The sequence below is a fragment of the Luteimonas aquatica genome (assembly GCF_022662575.1).
Classification (GTDB): Bacteria; Pseudomonadota; Gammaproteobacteria; order Xanthomonadales; family Xanthomonadaceae; genus Luteimonas; species Luteimonas aquatica.
The window spans coordinates 349351-365187 of sequence record NZ_JALBFU010000001.1 but is presented as its reverse complement, the minus strand read 5'-3'; the positions used below and the strand labels follow the sequence as shown (position 1 = coordinate 365187).

Here is a 15837-nt window from a genome sequence, read left to right as displayed (position 1 = left end):
CAGGCTCAGTGCCCCTGCGTCTCCCGCAGCGCCGCCACCCGGTCCAGCAGCGCCACCCAGAACGCCTCCGGCAATTCCGCCGCCACCGGCACGCTGAAGTAGCGGTCGTTGGCCAGCGCCGCGCACTTCACCGCGTCCTTCTCCGTCACCAGCACCGGCAGGTCGCTGCCGAAGCGCAGATCCTCGGCCGAATAGCGGTGGTGGTCGGGGAAGGCGTGCGGCACCACGGCGATGCCGAAGCCGCGCAGCATGGCGAAGAAGCGTTCCGGATCGCCGATCCCCGCCACCGCGTGCACCCGCTGCCCGGCGAAGCCGTCCAGCGCGCGCGGGCGGCCGCCGCGCAGCGGCCAGGCCTGGTCGGCTGCCAGCCGCATCGGCCACTCGCCGAAACCGGGCTCGGCGCCGTCGCCGGCGCCGATGTTGAGCACGTGGAAATCGCAGCCGCGCGCGCGCTCCAGCGGCTCGCGCAGCGGCCCGGCCGGCAGCAGGCGCCCGTTGCCGTAGCGGCGGCGGCCGTCGATCACCTCGATCTCCAGGTCGCGCCGCAGGCGGTAGTGCTGCAGGCCGTCGTCGCAGACCACGATGTCGCAGCCGGCCTGGATCAGCGCGCGGGCGGCGGCGACGCGATCGGCGTCGGCACGCACCCTGGCGCGGGTGCGGCGCGCGATCAGCACCGGTTCGTCGCCGCCGAGCAGCGGGTCGGTGTCGGCGTCCACCCACAGCGGCGTGGACGCGTCGGCACGGCCGTAGCCGCGCGTGGCCACGCCCGGGTTCCAGCCCATGGCACGCAGGCGCTCGACCACGGCGACGGTCAACGGCGTCTTGCCGCTGCCGCCTGCGATCAGGTTGCCGATCACCAGCACCGGCCTGTCCACGCGCACGCGCCGCAGCAGGCCGGCGCGGAACAGCCGCATGCGCAGCGCGATCGCCATGCCGTACGCGCGCGAGAGCAGCCTCGCGTGCCAGGGCACGGAACCCGCGAACCAGTACGGCGGCGCCTTGCGCGCGCCCTCGCTCATGCCGGGCCGGTCTCGCGGAACTGCATCCTGTGCAAGTGGGAATACAGGCCATCCCTGGCCAGCAGTTCGGCGTGCGTGCCCTGCTCCACCAGCCGGCCGTGATCGAGCACCAGCACCTGGTCCGCATGCTCGATGGTGGACAGGCGGTGCGCGATGACCAGCGTGGTGCGGTCGGGCATCAGGCGCTCGAGCGCGTCCTGCACCAGGCGCTCGGACTCGGTGTCGAGCGCCGCGGTGGCCTCGTCGAGGATCAGGATCGGCGCATCCTTGAGCATGGCGCGCGCGATCGCCACGCGCTGGCGCTGGCCGCCGGACAGGCGCGTGCCGTTGCTGCCGATCCGCGTGTCCATCCCTTCGGGCAGGCGCTCGACGAACTCGGCGGCGTTGGCGCCGCGCACGGCCTGGTCGACGGCGTCCTTCGGGGCATTGGCCATCTCGCCGTAGGCGACGTTGGCCGCGACGGTATCGTCGAACAGCATCACCTGCTGCCCGACCAGGGCGATCTGGCGGCGCAGGTCGGCGAGCCTGTAGTCCTGCACCGGCACGCCGTCGAGCAGGATCTCGCCGCTCTCCTGGGTGTAGAAGCGCGGGATCAGCTTGATCAGCGTGGACTTGCCGCTGCCCGAGCGCCCGACGATCGCGGTGACGGTGCCGGGCCGGGCGACGAAGCTCACCCCGCTGAGCGCCGGCTGGTGCTGTCCCGGGTAGCGCGCGCCGACGTCGCGGAACTCCAGCAGGCCGCGCGCGCGCTGCAGCGGCACGCTGCCGGTATCCGGCTCGTTGCCGGCGTCGAGCACGTCGAACAGCCGCTCGGCCGAGGCGATGCCCCGCTGCAGCATGTTCTGCACGTTGGTGAGCTGCTTTAGCGAAGGCAGGATCGCCACCATCGAGGTCATCAGCGCGACGAAGCCGCCGGCGGTCAGGCGCCCGGCGAAGGCCTCCTGCCCGGCCACCACCAGCAGCAGCGCCAGCCCCACCGCGCCCATCAGCTGCACCAGCGCCGAGGAGGCGCCGCGCGTGGCCTCCACCTTCATCGACAGGCGCATGTTCTTGTCGGCCAGCGCCTGGTAGCGCTCGTGCTCGGCCTGCTGCGCGCCGTAGATCTTCACTTCCTGGTGGCCGTGCAGCGACTGGTCCGCCGACTGCATCAGCGAGGCCCCGCTCTCCTGGATGCGGTAGCTCACCCGGCGGTAGCGCTTGGAGACGCGGCTCATCACGAAGGCCAGCGGCGGCGCCAGCACCAGGATGGCGATGGTCACCTGCCAGCTCACCCACAGCATCACCGTCAGCGCGGCGACGATCTGGAAGCTCTGCTGCAGCATCACCTTGGCCGCGTCGATGGTGGCCTGGGCCACCTGGTCGCAGTCCGAGCCCAGGCGCACCAGCATCGACGGCACCGGCTCGGTGTCGAAGCGCAGGCCCGGCATGCGCAGGTACTTGCCCAGCACCATCACCCGCAGGTCGCGGGCGATGCCGCGGCCCGAGCGCGCCATGTAGTAGTCGGCGGCGAAGCCGGCGATGCCGCGCACCACGAACAGGCCGACGATCGCCAGCGGCAGCATCAGGCCGATCCGCTCGTTCTTGATGACGAAGGTCTGGTCGACGATCGGCTGCATCAGCTTGGTGAAGGCGCCGCCGGCGGCGGCCTCGATCAGCATGCCGCCCAGCGCCAGCGCCAGCAGCCAGCGGTACTTGCCGGCGTAGCTGCGCAACCGCTTGTAGATCGGCCAAGTGGCGGCCAGCTTGGAACCGCCGCTCATCTGCCCTGTCCCTGGGCGCGCTGGTCGGGCGCGGTCGCGTTGGCGATGCGGCGGAAACCGAGCTGGCCGAGCGCGTCGTAGGCGGTGATCACCGCCTGCCACGGCGTGCGCGCGTCGGCGCGGATCAGCACGGTGCGCTCGCGGTCGCTGCCGGCGACCTCGGCGATGGTGCGCTTGAGCGATTCGACGTCGGTGCGCAGCGCCTCGCGGTCGTCGACGAAGTAGCGGCCGTCAGCGTTGATCAGCAGGTTGAGCGTCTTGGCCTGCTCGGCGGCGCGCTCGCCGTCGGCGCGCGGCAGCTCGAGCTTGAGCACCGAGCGCATGTCGAAGGTGGTGGTGACCACGAAGAAGATGATCAGCACCAGGATCACGTCGATCAGCGGGACGAGATTGATGTCCGGATTGTCTTCGGCGCGGCGGTCGCGGATGCGCATGCGGGAAACCTGTACGGAACGGGCCGGCGCGGGCCGGTCAGGCCTGTTCGGCCAGCGCCTCGGCGGGCGCGGCGGCGGACCCGCCGGCAAAGGGCGAAGCCGCGGCGCGGCGCGCGTTGCGCGGGTCGATCGCGTCCATCAGCTGGATCGCCTCGTGCTCCATGTCGACCAGGTAGGCGTCGACGCGGGCGCGGAAGTAGCGATGGAAGACCAGCGCGGGCACCGCCACGACCATGCCGGCCGCGGTGCACACCAGCGCCTTGCCGATGCCGCCGGCGAGCTGGCTGACGTCGCCCACGCCGTGGTCCATGATGCCTAGGAACATCTGGATCATGCCCACCACGGTGCCGAACAGGCCGAGCAGCGGCCCGGCCGCGGCGATGGTGCCGAGCGCGTTGAGGTAGCGCTCCATGCGGTGCGCCTGGTGGCGGCCGACGTCCTCCACGCGCTCGCGGATCTCCTCGCGCGGGCGGTTGCGCACGTCCAGCGCCGCCGCCAGCAGGGCGCCGAGCGGCGAGTTGGCGCGCAGGGAATCGATGTGCGTGGGGTCGAGCCGGCCGCGGGCCGCCCAGGCGCGCACTTCGCCGCCCAGGCCCTTCGGCAGCACGGCCTTGCGCCGCAGCGCCCAGAAGCGCTCGACCACGATCGCCACCGCCAACGCCGACAACACCAAAAGGGGCAGCATCGGCCAGCCGCCCGCCTTCACCAGTTCCAGCACCCTGACCTCCGACCCGCGATCGCGTTCATCTGGGAGATAAGCATACGGAGGAAAGCCCGGGCTGGCGAATCGCGGCGCGTCTTCATGGGCTCTTGTCACGTTCCGGTAAAATATGCCGCCTCTGCAAGGCCAAGGAGTCGGTAGCCATGACCGACGGAAGATCGCCGCAGGCGGACGAAGGCACCGGGGGCGTTTCCGGCGCCGGCCCGCGCAGGGGCGATGCCGACCAGGAGACGGCCGCCGGGGCCGCTCCCCCCGCCGTCGACCGCAACACCCGCGCGCATACGCTCGGCTTGCCGCGCAGCCGCCTCGGACGGCTGGCGCTGGCCGCGCAGGCGCGGCTGGAGGCCGCGGTGGCGGCGGTCTCGGTGCTGCCCGATTCGGCCATCTACGACACCCGCGACTTCCCCTGGACCGCCGAGCTGGAAGGCGGCTGGGAGAAGATCCGCGCCGAACTCGACCGGGTGCTGGTGCATCGCGAACAGATGCCGAGCTTCCACGAGATCCTCAAGGAAGTGGAGACGATCAGTGCCGACGACACCTGGAAGACCTTCTTCCTGGCCAGTCCCGGCATGGACTGCCGCGGCAACGCGCAGCGCTGCCCGGAAACGATGCGCCTGCTGGCGCGCGTCCCCGGCCTGACCACCGCCTTTTTCAGCATTCTCACCCCCGGCAAGCACATCCCCGCCCATCGCGGCGCCTACAACGGCCTGCTGCGCTGCCATCTCGGCCTGCTGGTGCCCGAGCCGCGCGAGCGCTGCCGGATCCGCATCGGCAACGCCTTCCGCAGCTGGCGCGAGGGCCGCTGCCTGATCTTCGACGACAGCTTCAACCACGAGGTCTGGAACGACACCGACGGCTGGCGCGTGGTGCTGTTCATCGATTTCGCGCGTCCGCTGCGCCAGCCCTGGCACTGGCTCAACCGCCGCCTGCTCAATCTCGCGCCGCTGGCGCCGTTCCTGCGTGAGGCCGGGCAGAAGCACAAGCGCTGGGAAGAGAAGATGTACGCCAGGCGCGACCGCTAGCCGGCGCGGTCCCGGCTGCGCGCCGCGCTTGGGCTGTCGTCATCGCTCCTCCTCCTGGTCGCGCGCTATGCGCATGCGCCGCACCGCGTCCCACGACCTGGGCCGCGCGCGCCGCCAGGTCTCGAGCACGCGCCCGCCGCCGCGCAGGCGTACCCGCAGGGCGCCGCCGTCGAACGTGGCGGCGGCCGCCGCGCCGGCCTCGCGCCAGCGGCGCATCGCCGAGGGGTGCGGGTGCCGGTAGCGATTGCCGTAACCGGCCGAGACCAGTGCCAGGCGCGCGCCCGTGGCGGCGACGAAGGCCGGATCGGAAGACTCCCGGCTGCCGTGATGCGCGATCACGACCACCTCGGCGCGCAGCGAGGCGGCATCGCGGCGGACCAGATCGCGTTCGACCACCTCCCCGATATCGCCGGTGAGCAGGAACGCGCCATGCGCGGTCTCCACCCGCAGCACGCAGCTGGATTCGTTGGCCAGATAGGGAAAGTCCGGCGGCGGATGCAGGAAGCGGAAGCGCACGCCGTCCCACTCCCAGGCGAGTCCGGCGCGGCAGTCGCGCTGCGGATGCGCATCGAAGGCGGCAATGCCTTCCGGCGCAAACACCCGCGCCATCGGCATGCCGGCGCGCACCGCCGCGAAGCCGCCGATGTGGTCGCCGTCGCCATGGCTCACTACTGCCGCGTCCAGGCGCCGCACGCCGAGCGCGTGCAGCGCCGGCAGCACCACGCGCTCGCCGGCGCTGGCGGGCGGCGCGGCGGGCGGCCGCGCGCGGGCCGGCATGGCTTGCCGCGCATCCCGCGCCGGGGTTTCGCCCGGCCCCATGTCGTAGAGCAGGCTATGCCCGGCGGTGCGCACCAGCACCGACAGGCCCTGCCCCACGTCGAGCACCACCAGTTCGGCTTCTCCCGCCTCGGGCAGGCGGCGATCCGGCCACAGCAGCGGCAGCCACAGCAGCAGCGCCAGCGTCTTGCCGGGCACGCCGCGCGGCAGCAGGCACCAGAACGCACCCAGCAACGCCAGCGGCAGGGCGAACCAGTCCGGCTCGGGCAGCCACCACAGGGCGAAGCGGCTGTCGGCCAGCGCCACGAACGCGGGCCAGACGAGATCGAAGCACCAGGCCGCCGCCCGCCAGGCACCACCGCCCCAGCCGGCATGGAACGCCTCCAGCGCCGTGCCCAGCAACGACAGTGGCACCACCACCAGGCTCCACCACGGAATCGCGACCAGATTGGCCAGCGGCCCGGCCAGCGAGGCCTGTCCGAACAGCAGCGCCGACAGCGGCAGCAGGCCGAGCGTGGCCACCGCCTGCGCGGACAGGAAATCGCCGACCACGCGTGCGCCGCCGCCCGCCGCATCGCCTCGCGGCAGGCACCAGGCCAGCCAGGCCACGCCGGCGAAGCTGAGCCAGAAGCCGGCGCCGAGCACCGCCATCGGATCGGACAGCAGCAACGCCAGCGCCGCCAGGGCCAGCGCGTCCGCCACCCGCACCGGCCGGCGCAGCGCGCGCGCCGAGACCGCCACCGCGATCATCAGCACCGTGCGCATCGTCGGCAGCGCGCAACCGGAGGCCAGCGCATAGCCGGCCGCGCCGAGCAGCGATGCCGCCGCCATCGCCTGCGGACGCGGCAGCCGCAACGCCAGCGCCGGCAGCCAGCGCCACAGCAGCATCGCGGCGAAGGCGAACAGCGAGGCGACCATGCCGACGTGGAAGCCGGAGATCGCGATCAGGTGGGTCGTGCCGGTCGCGCGCAGCACCCGCCAGTCCGCGTCCTCCAGCGCGCGCGTGTCGCCCAGCGACAGCGCCTGGATGTAGCGCGCCGAAGGCGAGGCCACCGCGGCGGCGATGCGCGCCGACATCCGCTCGCGCCAGGCATCGATGCCGGAAGCGGGCGCCAGGCGTTGCGCACGCCAGGGATCGCGCACCGAGCCGGTGGCCGCGATCCCCTGCACCAGCGCCGATTTTTCGCTGTCGAAACCGCCCGGATTGCGCAGCCCGCGCGGCGCCTGCAGGCGCAACGCGAACCGCCACCGGCTGCCGGCCGCCAGCGCCTGGCGCCGGTCCGGCCGCGCATCCCCGCGCTCGGCGTACCACGACAGTTGCAGCAGGCGGCCGCGCAGCGCCGGCGGCTGCGCGGCATCGTCGTCGACGCGGAACAGGAAGCGCGTGCGCCGCGCCTGCCATTCCGGCAGGCCCGACACCCGGCCGCTCACCGTCGCCTCGCGCCGTTCCAGCGACGGGGGCAGCTGCTGCGCCAGTCCATGCATCGCGTGCAGGCCGAAGAGCGCGAAACCGGCGAGCGCAGCACCGGGGACGCGCCCGGCACCGGCACGCAGCCACAGCATCGCCCCAAGCGCCAGCGCGCACGCCAGCAGCCCCCCGGGCGGCAGGGCCGGCAGGCACGCGCACGCCAGCAGGCCGGCGGTGAACGCAGCCGCGACGGCGGCGCCGAATGCGGACGCCCGCGACCGCCGCTCCCCGCCCGCGCCTGCCGCCGCCATCGATGAGGTTGGAAAAGCCATGCGCTCGCGCCGGCGAAGGATGCCCGCAGCATCCGGCAACGCGAAGGCGAGGCATATCGGCGCAGCCCGGGATCCGGCGTAGGATTTCCTTGACGCCAGCGCACGCCGCGGAGCGCGAACGCCCCGCAGGATCGACATCGATGAACGCCCCGCCCGACGACAGCCCTGACGCCTATGCGTTCGACCGCGACGCGCTCGCCGAGGTCTTCGTCGACCGCGACGCCCTGTATGCCGTACTGCGCGACGAGCAGGCCGGCGTGGCGGTGCTCGAGATCACGGTGCCGTGGGTCGCCTGGTACGGCGTCTATTTCTGGCTGACGGCCGAGGAACTGGCGCTGCTGCGCGAGGACAAGCCCGCCTTCGACCGCCTGGTGCGCAGCTATGCGCAGGACAAGGGCGAACGGCTGCACACCGACCGCCTGCTTCTCCATCAAGGGCCGGGCGGCGAGCGGCATCCCGCGTCCAGGCCGCGCCGGGCGTACCCGGTCGGCGAGGACTGAGTCGCGGACGCCCCTTCCTCACCTTCGGCACTGGCACCGGCCTGCGTGCGCGGCGAAGGTCGCGGCATCGGGCGCCACCCCGCCCGCCCCTGCCCGATCCGGCAACGCAACGTCGCCATGACCGCCCGATCCCCGCTCGCCGCCTGCCTGGCCCTGCTGTCGCTGTTCGCCGTCGTCCCGGCATCGGCGAGCGATGCCGACGGCGCGTGGCGCGCACTCGCCGCGCTGTCCGGCGACTGGCGCCTGGCCGAGGCCAGGACGCCGGCGCAACAGGCCTTCCGCATCCGCTACCGGCTGATCTCGCGCGATACCGCCCTGGTGGAGACCTTCGGCGATCCGGCCAGGCAGGTCACCGAAACCCTCTACCACCGCGACGGCGAGCGCCTGCTCGCCACCCACTACTGCGCCCAGGGCAACCAGCCGCGGCTGCGCCTGCGCGCGGACGCCGAACGGCGCGTGCTGCTGTTCGAATTCCTCGACGCCACCAACCTGCAGCGCACGCGGGACGCGCATCTGGTGCGCCTGCGCTTCGACTTCTCCGACCCGCGCCGCCTGGTACGCGAGGAGGTCTATGCCGAGGACGGCAGGGAGGACGCGAGCACGCTGACGCTGGTGCGCGCCGACTGACTCGGCGCGGACGCCCGCGCATCACGGCTCGTTCGGATGCGCGGGCTGCCGATAGACTATGCGCATGACCGAATTCATCCCGCCCGGCACGCGCTACGTCGATCTGCCCTCGCCCTTCCCGATGAAGCGCGGCGGCGCCCTGACCGGCGCGCGCATCGCCTACGAGACCTGGGGCACGCCGAACGCGGCGCGCGACAACGCCATCCTGATCCTCACCGGCCTGTCGCCGGACGCGCACGCGGCCGCCGGCGCCGACGACCCGGCGCCGGGCTGGTGGGAAGCCATGCTGGGCCCGGGCAAGCCGATCGACACCGCGCGCTGGCATGTGATCTGCGTGAACTCGCTCGGCAGCTGCAAGGGCTCGACGGGCCCGGCCTCGGCGGCGCCGGGCCAGGCCGGCGCCGCGCCGTACCGGCTCGGCTTCCCGGACCTGTCGATCGAGGACATCGCCGATGCCGCCGCGCACGTGGTGCGCGCGCTCGGCTTCGAGCGGCTGGCCTGCGTGATCGGCAACTCGATGGGCGGCATGACCGCGCTCGCCTTCCTGGCGCGGCATCCCGGCGTGGCCCGCCATCACATCAACATCTCCGGTGCGGCGCGCGCGCTGCCGTTCTCCATCGCCATCCGCTCCCTGCAGCGCGAGGCGATCCGGCTCGATCCGCGCTGGAACGAGGGCAACTACGACGAGGCGCACTATCCCGAGAGCGGCATGCGCATGGCGCGCAAGCTCGGCGTGATCACCTACCGTTCCGCGCTGGAATGGGACGGGCGCTTCGGCCGGGTGCGGCTGGACTCCGACCGCCGCGACGGCGAGGACCCGTTCGGTCTGGAATTCGAGGTGGAAAGCTACCTGGAGGGCCATGCCCGCCGCTTCGTGCGCAATTTCGACCCCAACTGCTATCTCTATCTCAGCCGCTCGATGGACTGGTTCGACCTGGGCGACGCCTGCGGCGGCACCACCGAGCAGGGCCTGGCGACGCTGCGGCTGGAGAAGGCGCTGGCCATCGGCGTACACACCGACATCCTCTTTCCGCTGCAGCAGCAGCAGCAGATCGCCGACGGGCTGCGCGCCGGCGGCGTGGACGCCACGTTCCTGCCGCTGCCCTCGCCGCAGGGCCACGACGCCTTCCTGGTGGACATCGGCCGCTTCGGGCCGGCGGTGGGCGACTTCCTGAAGGCGCTGTAGACGCGATCCGGCCGGGCCATGAGTTTCACCTGCAACCATCTGCCCCGAGGGGTACACTAGGCCCATGGCTTCCGTCGCCCCCCTGCCCGATCTCGATTTCCCCGGCCACGACAAGTTCGTCGCCGCCATCGACCAAGCGGTCTCGCTCGGCGACGAGCACGCGATCACCGCCAGCCTGCGCAACGCCATGTGCGCGCTGATCCGCGACCCGGATGTGCGCCTGCCCGACTGCGTCTTCGAGGCCATCGACGACCACTACGCGCGCCGCGAGCTGTACCGCAGCGCCCGGCACGGCTACAGCGTGGTGGCGATGACCTGGGGCCCGGGCCAGGGCACGCCGATCCATGACCATTCCGGCCTGTGGTGCGTGGAAGGCGTCTGGGACGGCGAGCTGGAAATCACCCAGTACGAACTGATCGAGCGCGACGGCGACCGCTTCCGCTTCCGCGCCGCCGGCGGCATGCACGCCGGTCCCGGCAGCGCCGGCAGCCTGATCCCGCCGCACGAGTACCACACCATCGCCAACGCCAGCGCCCGCGCGGTCGCGGTGTCGCTGCACATCTACCAGGCGCAGATGGAGTGCTGCTCCAAGTTCTTCCCGCAGTCGGGCGAGTGGTTCCTGCGCGCCGACAGCACCCTGAGCACCGACCAGGCCGCCTGAGCCTCCGGCAACGGCCGCGCCATGGGCGCGGCGGCAGTGACGGCATGCCCATCCGGCCCGGCGGCCCCGGCCTATACTCGGGCGCAGATCGGACATCGCCCAGCAGCCTTCCGGATTCGTCCGCCCGACCGCCCGACTGCTCCATGCCCAAATCCACCGCCACCGCCCGCCTCCCCGCCGACACGCCGTTCCGGCCTCGCCCGGAGGTGGAGCTGTGCAAGCGCGGCGAACGGCGCTGCGAGCGCTTCCTCGACGCGGCCACCGACGTGTTCATCGAGAAGGGCTACCGGCAGGCGCGGCTGAGCGACATCGTCGCCCGCGCCGGCGGCTCGATGGCGACCCTGTACCGCGTGTTCGGCGACAAGGAAGGCCTGGCCCACGCCATCATGGAGCGGCACATGGCGACCGTGGCCGAACAGCTGCAGGCGCTCAATCTGTCCGGGCTGCCGCCGCAGATCGCGCTGCGCCAGGCCGGCGAGAACATGATCGACAGCGTGCTCACCCGCGAGTCGGTGCTGATCCACCGCATCGTCATCGGCGAGGGCCGCGATTTCCCCGGCCTGCGCGACTGGTTCTTCGAGAACGCGGTGGCGCCGGCGCAGGCCATGCTCACCGACTACCTGAAGCACGAGATCGAATCGGGCCGGCTCTCGCTGCATTCGCCGCAGCTGGCCTCGGCGCAGTTCTTCATGATGATCTTCGGCGAGCTGATCATCCGCGTGGCCAGCGGCAACCTGACCGCGCCCGACCTGTCCAAGGCGCAGGACGAAGCGCGCGCCGCCCTCGACCTGTTCCTGCACGGCGCACTGCCCCGCTAGACCCGCGCAACCCAGCGTTCCGCATCCAAGGCCGGCTTCCCGGGCCGAAGGCTTGACGGCCGCTGAATCCCGTCGCACTCTAAACGTAATAAAGATTACGCCCTGCGGCGAGCCAGCGTTGCGGCCAGCCAGGCGCATGGGAAGGGGTCGATGCGGATTTTCTTGGCGATCGGGTTGGCGACGGCATGCGTGTTCGCGGCGGCGGCCTGGTTCGCGCCCGTCGCCGCCCAGGAAGGCGCGGCCGCTCCGGCCAATCCGCACAACCTGCCGGCCACCAATTTCAGCAGCGAGACCCCCGGCAACGGCCACGGCTTCGATCCCGCACCGGGCTTCGACCATCCCTCGATCCCGGAGAACCCGGGCGCCCCGGGCGCCAAGCCGGTCGGCCAGCAGGTGTGCACCGCCTGCCACGCCAAGGAATCGCAGAACTTCGCCCACACCATCCACGCGCTGGGCATGAACGCGGCCTTCGCGGCCGATCCGGGCACCGCCACCTGCGAGGCCTGCCACGGTCCCGGCTCAGCGCACGCGCAGAACCCGGCGCAGCCCGGCGCCATCATCGCCTTCACCAGGAACGGCGGCACGCCGGTCAAGACCCAGACCGCGAGCTGCCTGGGCTGCCACGCCGGTGGCCCGCGCGACCACTGGCTGGGCTCGGTGCACCAACGCAACGACCTGTCCTGCAGCGACTGCCACAACCCGATGGCGCAACTGTCCGCCGAGGGCCTGCAGAGCAAGCAGTCGATCAACGAGACCTGCGCCACCTGCCACAAGGACATCCGCCAGCAGTTCAACCGCCGCTCGCACATGCCGCTGCCGGAAGGCCAGATGGCCTGCGCCGATTGCCACAATCCGCACGGCACCATCAACACCGCGCTGCTGAAGACCGATACGGTCAACGAGACCTGCTACCAGTGCCACGCCGAGAAGCGCGGGCCGTTCCTGTTCGAGCACGCGCCCGCGCGCGAGAACTGCCTCAACTGCCACACCCCGCACGGCTCCAACCAGCACGCGCTGCTGGTGGCCCCGGTGCCGATGCTGTGCCAGCAGTGCCACTCGCACACGCGCCATCCCAACGACCTGTTCGTCGAGCAGCAGCTGGCCGGCGGCATGGCGCCGGACGAGCGGCTGATGGGACGCGGCTGCCTGACCTGCCACGCGCAGATCCACGGCTCCAACAACCCCGCCGGTCCGCGGCTGCACAAATAGGGAGGACACGGCATGCGCAGGCGCCAGGGAACGTGCTGCAGTCCCCTCCTCCGCCGGCGGCTGCCGGCGCTGCTGATGCTCGCGCTCGGCGCGCCCTGCGCCCATGCGCAGGACAGCGGCATCGGCACCGACCTGCAGTTCGGCGACGCGCTCGATCCGCGCGGCCTGGGCACGCGGCACTGCGATTCCGACGGCGCCAGCTGGCTGACCGCGCAGGGCAAGCGCACGCCCACCGGCTTCCTCTACGCCTGCCCGCCGGCCGAGGCCTACGGCGGCGACGCCTCCGGCGTCTACAGCGGCCGCCTGAGCTTCGGCTATCTCGGCCTGCACGGCGACGAGAACAACATGCTCTGGCGCCGCTACTCCAACTGGGACGACGGCCTCTACCTGGGCGCCGCGCTGCGCCTGGAGCATCCGGGCGACGGCAGCTACGTCGACCTGCGCGCCAGCCGCCTCAACGGCGACAGCCAGTACGTGCGCGCCGTGTTCGGGCGCGCCGGCAAGTTCCGCGTGCAGGCCTTCGCGCGCAGCCAGGCCAACGTGGTCAGCGGCAACGCGCGCTCGATCTGGGACGGCGTCGGCGGCAACCACCTCACCCTCAAGGACGGCCTCGTCCCGGGCGGCAGCACGCCGGCGCAGGCGGCGGCGGTCTCGGCGGCGCAGCCCGAGCGCATCCTCAAGGTGGTGCGCGACAAGCAGGGCGTGGGCCTGAACTACTTCATCAACAAGCGCTGGGCCGCCTTCGTCAACGCCAGCCACGAGTCGCGCAAGGGCGCGCGCCCGTTCGGCGGGCCGTTCTTCTTCAACTATCCCTTCGCCGACAACGGCGGCGTCTACGAGATCCCGCGACCGATCGACGACAGCACCGTCAACCTCAACGGCGGCGCGCGCTTCGTCGGCAACCTGTGGCGCATGGAGTTCGCCTACTCCGGCTCGTTCTTCCGCCACGGCAACCGCAGCTTCGACTACGAGGTGCCGTTCGCCCTGTCGCCGGTGGTGCCGGGCCTGACTGCGCCCAGGCTCACGCAGGGCTCGTTCTCCTACGAGCCCGACAACGACTACCACCACCTGCGCACCAGCCTCAGCCGCAAGCTGGCCTGGGGCGGCACCACCGGCGAGTTCTCGCTCACAGCCTCCGGCGGCACCATGCGCCAGAACGACAAGCTGGTGGCGCCGATGAACTGCCAGGGCCAGTTCGGCATCAACGGCATCCCGGGCGCGCTGCTCAACTGCGCCGACTGGAATACCCCGGCCGCGCTCTCGCGCCGCCGCGCCGACCTGAGCATCGACTCGCAGCTGCTCGACGCGCGCCTGGTGCTGCAGCCCTCCGACCGCCTGACCTGGCGCGGCAACGTCAAGTACCAGCGTAACGACTACGCCGGCACCTACTGGGCCTACAACCCGCTCACCGGGCAATGGGGCTATCCGAGCGAGAACGGCTCGCAAGGCAGCGTGGTGCCCGGCGAGTCGGGCGTCTGGGATCCGCTGACCAATCCCGGCGCCTTCACCACCATCCGCAACATGCCGCTGGACAACGAACTCAACGAAGTCTCCTTCGGCGGCGACTGGCGCTGGAACGCCAAGAACACCTTCGGCGCCACCTACACCTTCGACCGCACCGAGCGCACGCACCGCGAGGTCGCCACCACCCGCGACCATGCGCTCAAGCTGACCTGGAACAACCGCGCCCTCGACTGGCTGACCTTCCGCGCCAACTACACCTACCTGCGCCGCACCGGCAGCGAGTACGACTACGATCCCTACGAGTTCACCTTCTCCAGCCAGCTGCCCGGCTACAACGGCGAGGAGACCGCGCACACCGTCGCGCAGTTGCGCAAGTACGACGTCGCCGGACGCGTGCAGAACAAGATCGACCTGATGGCCACCCTCACCCTGCCGCGCGAGATGACCCTGTACGCCTCGCTGCGCGGCGACTGGAACGACTACGACGCCCTGCTCGGCCGCCAGGGCTACGACACCCTCGGCGGCAGCCTGCAGTGGGAATGGCAGCCGAGCCCGGCCACCGTGGCCAGCGCCTGGTACGGCTACGACCGCTCCACGCTGGACTTCGCCAACGTCAACGACGCAGCGCCAGGACCCGACCCCAACCTCGGCGGCAGCACCTACCCCGAGGCCAACCGCTGGTGGATGCGCGACAGGCAGCGCAACCACTACGCCGGCGCCAGCCTCAGCCGGCGCATCGGACGCGTGGTGCTGGACGCCGACTGGAACTGGACCTATTCGCGCGGCCTCACCGGCTATCGCTACAACTCCGCGGGCGCGCTGGTCTCGCCGGCCGTGGGCGCCGTGCCCCTGGACGGCGAATTCCCGGCGATGGTCTACCGCACCAACACGCTCACCCTCGCCCTCACCTTCCCGATCCACCGCAGCCTCAGCATGCGCCTGTTCGACACCTACCAGCGCGGCAGCGTCTTCGACTGGCACTACACCAGCTTCGAGGACGGCCAGGTCATCGACCACCGCGTCTACACCGACGGCGGGCCGACCGGCTACAGCGTCAACATGGTCGGCGTGCTGCTGGAGATGCAGCTGTGAGGCGCGCCTGGACCTGGTCGCTGCTCGCCGCGGTTTGTGCCGCCAGCGCGCTCGCCTTCGCCCGGCCGCAGGACGCGCCGCCTGCCGACGCGCCGGCCGCGGCGCCGCCGGCGCAGGAAACCGCCGCCGCGCCGCCTGCTCCGCCGACACCGCCCACCCCCTACAGCGACCTGCGTCGCGCCCGCCCGATCGCCGGCGACGCCGCCGCCGGCCAGGCCAAGTCCGAACTCTGCGCCGCCTGCCACGGCCCGCAGGGCACGGCGATCGCGCCCAACTTCCCCAACCTCGCCGGCCAGCGCATCGACTTCCTCTACTGGCAGTTGGTCGAATTCAAGCGCGGCACGCTCACCGAATCGCCGATGACGCCGCTGGTGGCCGAGCTGAGCGACACGGACCTGCGCAACCTCGCCGCCTACTACGCGGGACTGAAACCGCAGGCCCCGGTCGCAGAAGCAACTCCGCCCGCCGACGCCGCGCAACTGCAGCGCGGCGAGCGGCTCTACCTCGAAGGCGATCCCGCCAAGGGCATCCCGCCCTGCCAGGGCTGCCACGGCGCCGACGCGCGCGGCCATGCCGACGCGCTGCGCCCCGACCGCGACGGCCACGTTCCGTTCGCCGCCTATCCCGCCCTGCGCGGGCAGCAGTCGCTGTACCTGCAGACCAAGCTCGGCGAGTACCGCGACGGCAAGCTGCACGACGCCACCACCGACCTGGTCATGCGCGGCGTCGCCGAACGCCTGGACGAGGACAGCATCCAGGCGCTCTCGGCCTGGCTGTCGTCGCTGCCGCCCGACCGCTGAGCGCCGC

The 15837-nt window shown here is 71.9% G+C and carries 14 protein-coding genes; 9 read left to right on the top strand and 5 right to left on the bottom strand.

All coding sequences use genetic code 11. The features are described 5' to 3' along the window. Positions 1-5: 5 nt before the first annotated feature. The 4 genes from lpxK to MD221_RS01715 are packed head-to-tail and all read right to left on the bottom strand — an operon-like array spanning position 6 to position 3931. A complete protein-coding gene (gene lpxK, locus MD221_RS01730; RefSeq protein ID WP_242107361.1) occupies positions 6-1019 on the bottom strand; it encodes a tetraacyldisaccharide 4'-kinase in 1014 nt (337 codons plus the stop codon). Continuing rightward, positions 1016-2779: a lipid A export permease/ATP-binding protein MsbA gene (gene msbA / locus MD221_RS01725; protein ID WP_242107359.1), complete on the bottom strand. Its 1764-nt coding sequence runs from the start codon at positions 2777-2779 to the stop codon at positions 1016-1018. Before msbA ends, lpxK begins: the two co-directional genes overlap by 4 nt. Then, complete coding sequence (locus MD221_RS01720; RefSeq protein WP_242107356.1) at positions 2776-3213, bottom strand: ExbD/TolR family protein; 438 nt, start codon at positions 3211-3213, stop codon at positions 2776-2778. The genes msbA and MD221_RS01720 overlap by 4 nt, the downstream gene beginning before the upstream one ends. Positions 3214-3250: 37 nt before the next feature. Further along, positions 3251-3931 carry a MotA/TolQ/ExbB proton channel family protein gene (locus MD221_RS01715; RefSeq protein ID WP_242107354.1) on the bottom strand — a complete coding sequence of 227 codons (681 nt, stop codon included), beginning with the start codon at positions 3929-3931 and terminating at the stop codon, positions 3251-3253. 146 nt (positions 3932-4077) lie between these two features. Between MD221_RS01715 and MD221_RS01710 the strand changes: the two genes are divergently transcribed. Beyond that, positions 4078-4956 (top strand): aspartyl/asparaginyl beta-hydroxylase domain-containing protein, encoded by an 879-nt coding sequence (locus MD221_RS01710; protein ID WP_242107352.1) that lies wholly within the window; start codon positions 4078-4080, stop codon positions 4954-4956. 39 nt (positions 4957-4995) lie between these two features. Here the strand turns inward: MD221_RS01710 and MD221_RS01705 are convergent, their stop codons facing one another. After that, on the bottom strand, positions 4996-7452 hold the full coding sequence (locus tag MD221_RS01705; RefSeq protein ID WP_242108558.1) for a DNA internalization-related competence protein ComEC/Rec2: 2457 nt from the start codon (positions 7450-7452) through the stop codon (positions 4996-4998). A gap of 161 nt (positions 7453-7613) precedes the next feature. On the opposite strand from MD221_RS01705, the gene MD221_RS01700 reads away from it, so the two are divergent. From MD221_RS01700 to MD221_RS01665, 8 genes are all read left to right on the top strand, one after another. Further along, positions 7614-7973, top strand: coding sequence for a hypothetical protein (locus MD221_RS01700; RefSeq protein ID WP_242107349.1), 360 nt, complete (start codon positions 7614-7616; stop codon positions 7971-7973). A gap of 117 nt (positions 7974-8090) precedes the next feature. Then, the gene (locus tag MD221_RS01695) at positions 8091-8600 is read left to right on the top strand and encodes a hypothetical protein (protein WP_242107347.1); all 510 of its coding nucleotides are present in this window, start codon (positions 8091-8093) and stop codon (positions 8598-8600) included. A gap of 64 nt (positions 8601-8664) precedes the next feature. Then, entirely contained in the window at positions 8665-9786 is a 1122-nt protein-coding gene (metX, locus tag MD221_RS01690; protein ID WP_242107345.1) for a homoserine O-acetyltransferase MetX, read from the top strand. Between the two features lie 64 nt (positions 9787-9850). Continuing rightward, positions 9851-10447 carry a cysteine dioxygenase family protein gene (locus tag MD221_RS01685; RefSeq protein ID WP_425602184.1) on the top strand — a complete coding sequence of 199 codons (597 nt, stop codon included), beginning with the start codon at positions 9851-9853 and terminating at the stop codon, positions 10445-10447. A gap of 143 nt (positions 10448-10590) precedes the next feature. Continuing rightward, the gene (locus MD221_RS01680; RefSeq protein WP_242107344.1) at positions 10591-11265 is read left to right on the top strand and encodes a TetR/AcrR family transcriptional regulator; all 675 of its coding nucleotides are present in this window, start codon (positions 10591-10593) and stop codon (positions 11263-11265) included. Positions 11266-11415: 150 nt separating this feature from the next. Beyond that, positions 11416-12474 carry a DmsE family decaheme c-type cytochrome gene (locus MD221_RS01675; protein ID WP_242107342.1) on the top strand — a complete coding sequence of 353 codons (1059 nt, stop codon included), beginning with the start codon at positions 11416-11418 and terminating at the stop codon, positions 12472-12474. Positions 12475-12486: 12 nt separating this feature from the next. Then, on the top strand, positions 12487-15030 hold the full coding sequence (locus MD221_RS01670; RefSeq protein WP_242107341.1) for an MtrB/PioB family outer membrane beta-barrel protein: 2544 nt from the start codon (positions 12487-12489) through the stop codon (positions 15028-15030). After that, positions 15027-15830, top strand: a complete 804-nt coding sequence (locus tag MD221_RS01665; protein ID WP_242107340.1) for a c-type cytochrome — start codon at positions 15027-15029, stop codon at positions 15828-15830. The genes MD221_RS01670 and MD221_RS01665 overlap by 4 nt, the downstream gene beginning before the upstream one ends. Positions 15831-15837: the final 7 nt, after the last annotated feature.

What these genes read in the sequence shown, in the direction of transcription:
- MD221_RS01675 (WP_242107342.1), top strand. Translation starts at nt 11,416, where the DNA reads ATGCGGATTTTCTTGGCGATCGGGTTGGCGACGGCATGCGTGTTCGCG.
- MD221_RS01720 (WP_242107356.1), bottom strand. Translation starts at nt 3,213, where the DNA reads ATGCGCATCCGCGACCGCCGCGCCGAAGACAATCCGGACATCAATCTC.
- MD221_RS01685 (WP_425602184.1), top strand. Translation starts at nt 9,851, where the DNA reads ATGGCTTCCGTCGCCCCCCTGCCCGATCTCGATTTCCCCGGCCACGAC.
- MD221_RS01680 (WP_242107344.1), top strand. Translation starts at nt 10,591, where the DNA reads ATGCCCAAATCCACCGCCACCGCCCGCCTCCCCGCCGACACGCCGTTC.
- MD221_RS01710 (WP_242107352.1), top strand. Translation starts at nt 4,078, where the DNA reads ATGACCGACGGAAGATCGCCGCAGGCGGACGAAGGCACCGGGGGCGTT.
- MD221_RS01670 (WP_242107341.1), top strand. Translation starts at nt 12,487, where the DNA reads ATGCGCAGGCGCCAGGGAACGTGCTGCAGTCCCCTCCTCCGCCGGCGG.
- MD221_RS01705 (WP_242108558.1), bottom strand. Translation starts at nt 7,452, where the DNA reads ATGGCGGCGGCAGGCGCGGGCGGGGAGCGGCGGTCGCGGGCGTCCGCA.
- lpxK (WP_242107361.1), bottom strand. Translation starts at nt 1,019, where the DNA reads ATGAGCGAGGGCGCGCGCAAGGCGCCGCCGTACTGGTTCGCGGGTTCC.
- MD221_RS01695 (WP_242107347.1), top strand. Translation starts at nt 8,091, where the DNA reads ATGACCGCCCGATCCCCGCTCGCCGCCTGCCTGGCCCTGCTGTCGCTG.
- msbA (WP_242107359.1), bottom strand. Translation starts at nt 2,779, where the DNA reads ATGAGCGGCGGTTCCAAGCTGGCCGCCACTTGGCCGATCTACAAGCGG.
- metX (WP_242107345.1), top strand. Translation starts at nt 8,665, where the DNA reads ATGACCGAATTCATCCCGCCCGGCACGCGCTACGTCGATCTGCCCTCG.
- MD221_RS01700 (WP_242107349.1), top strand. Translation starts at nt 7,614, where the DNA reads ATGAACGCCCCGCCCGACGACAGCCCTGACGCCTATGCGTTCGACCGC.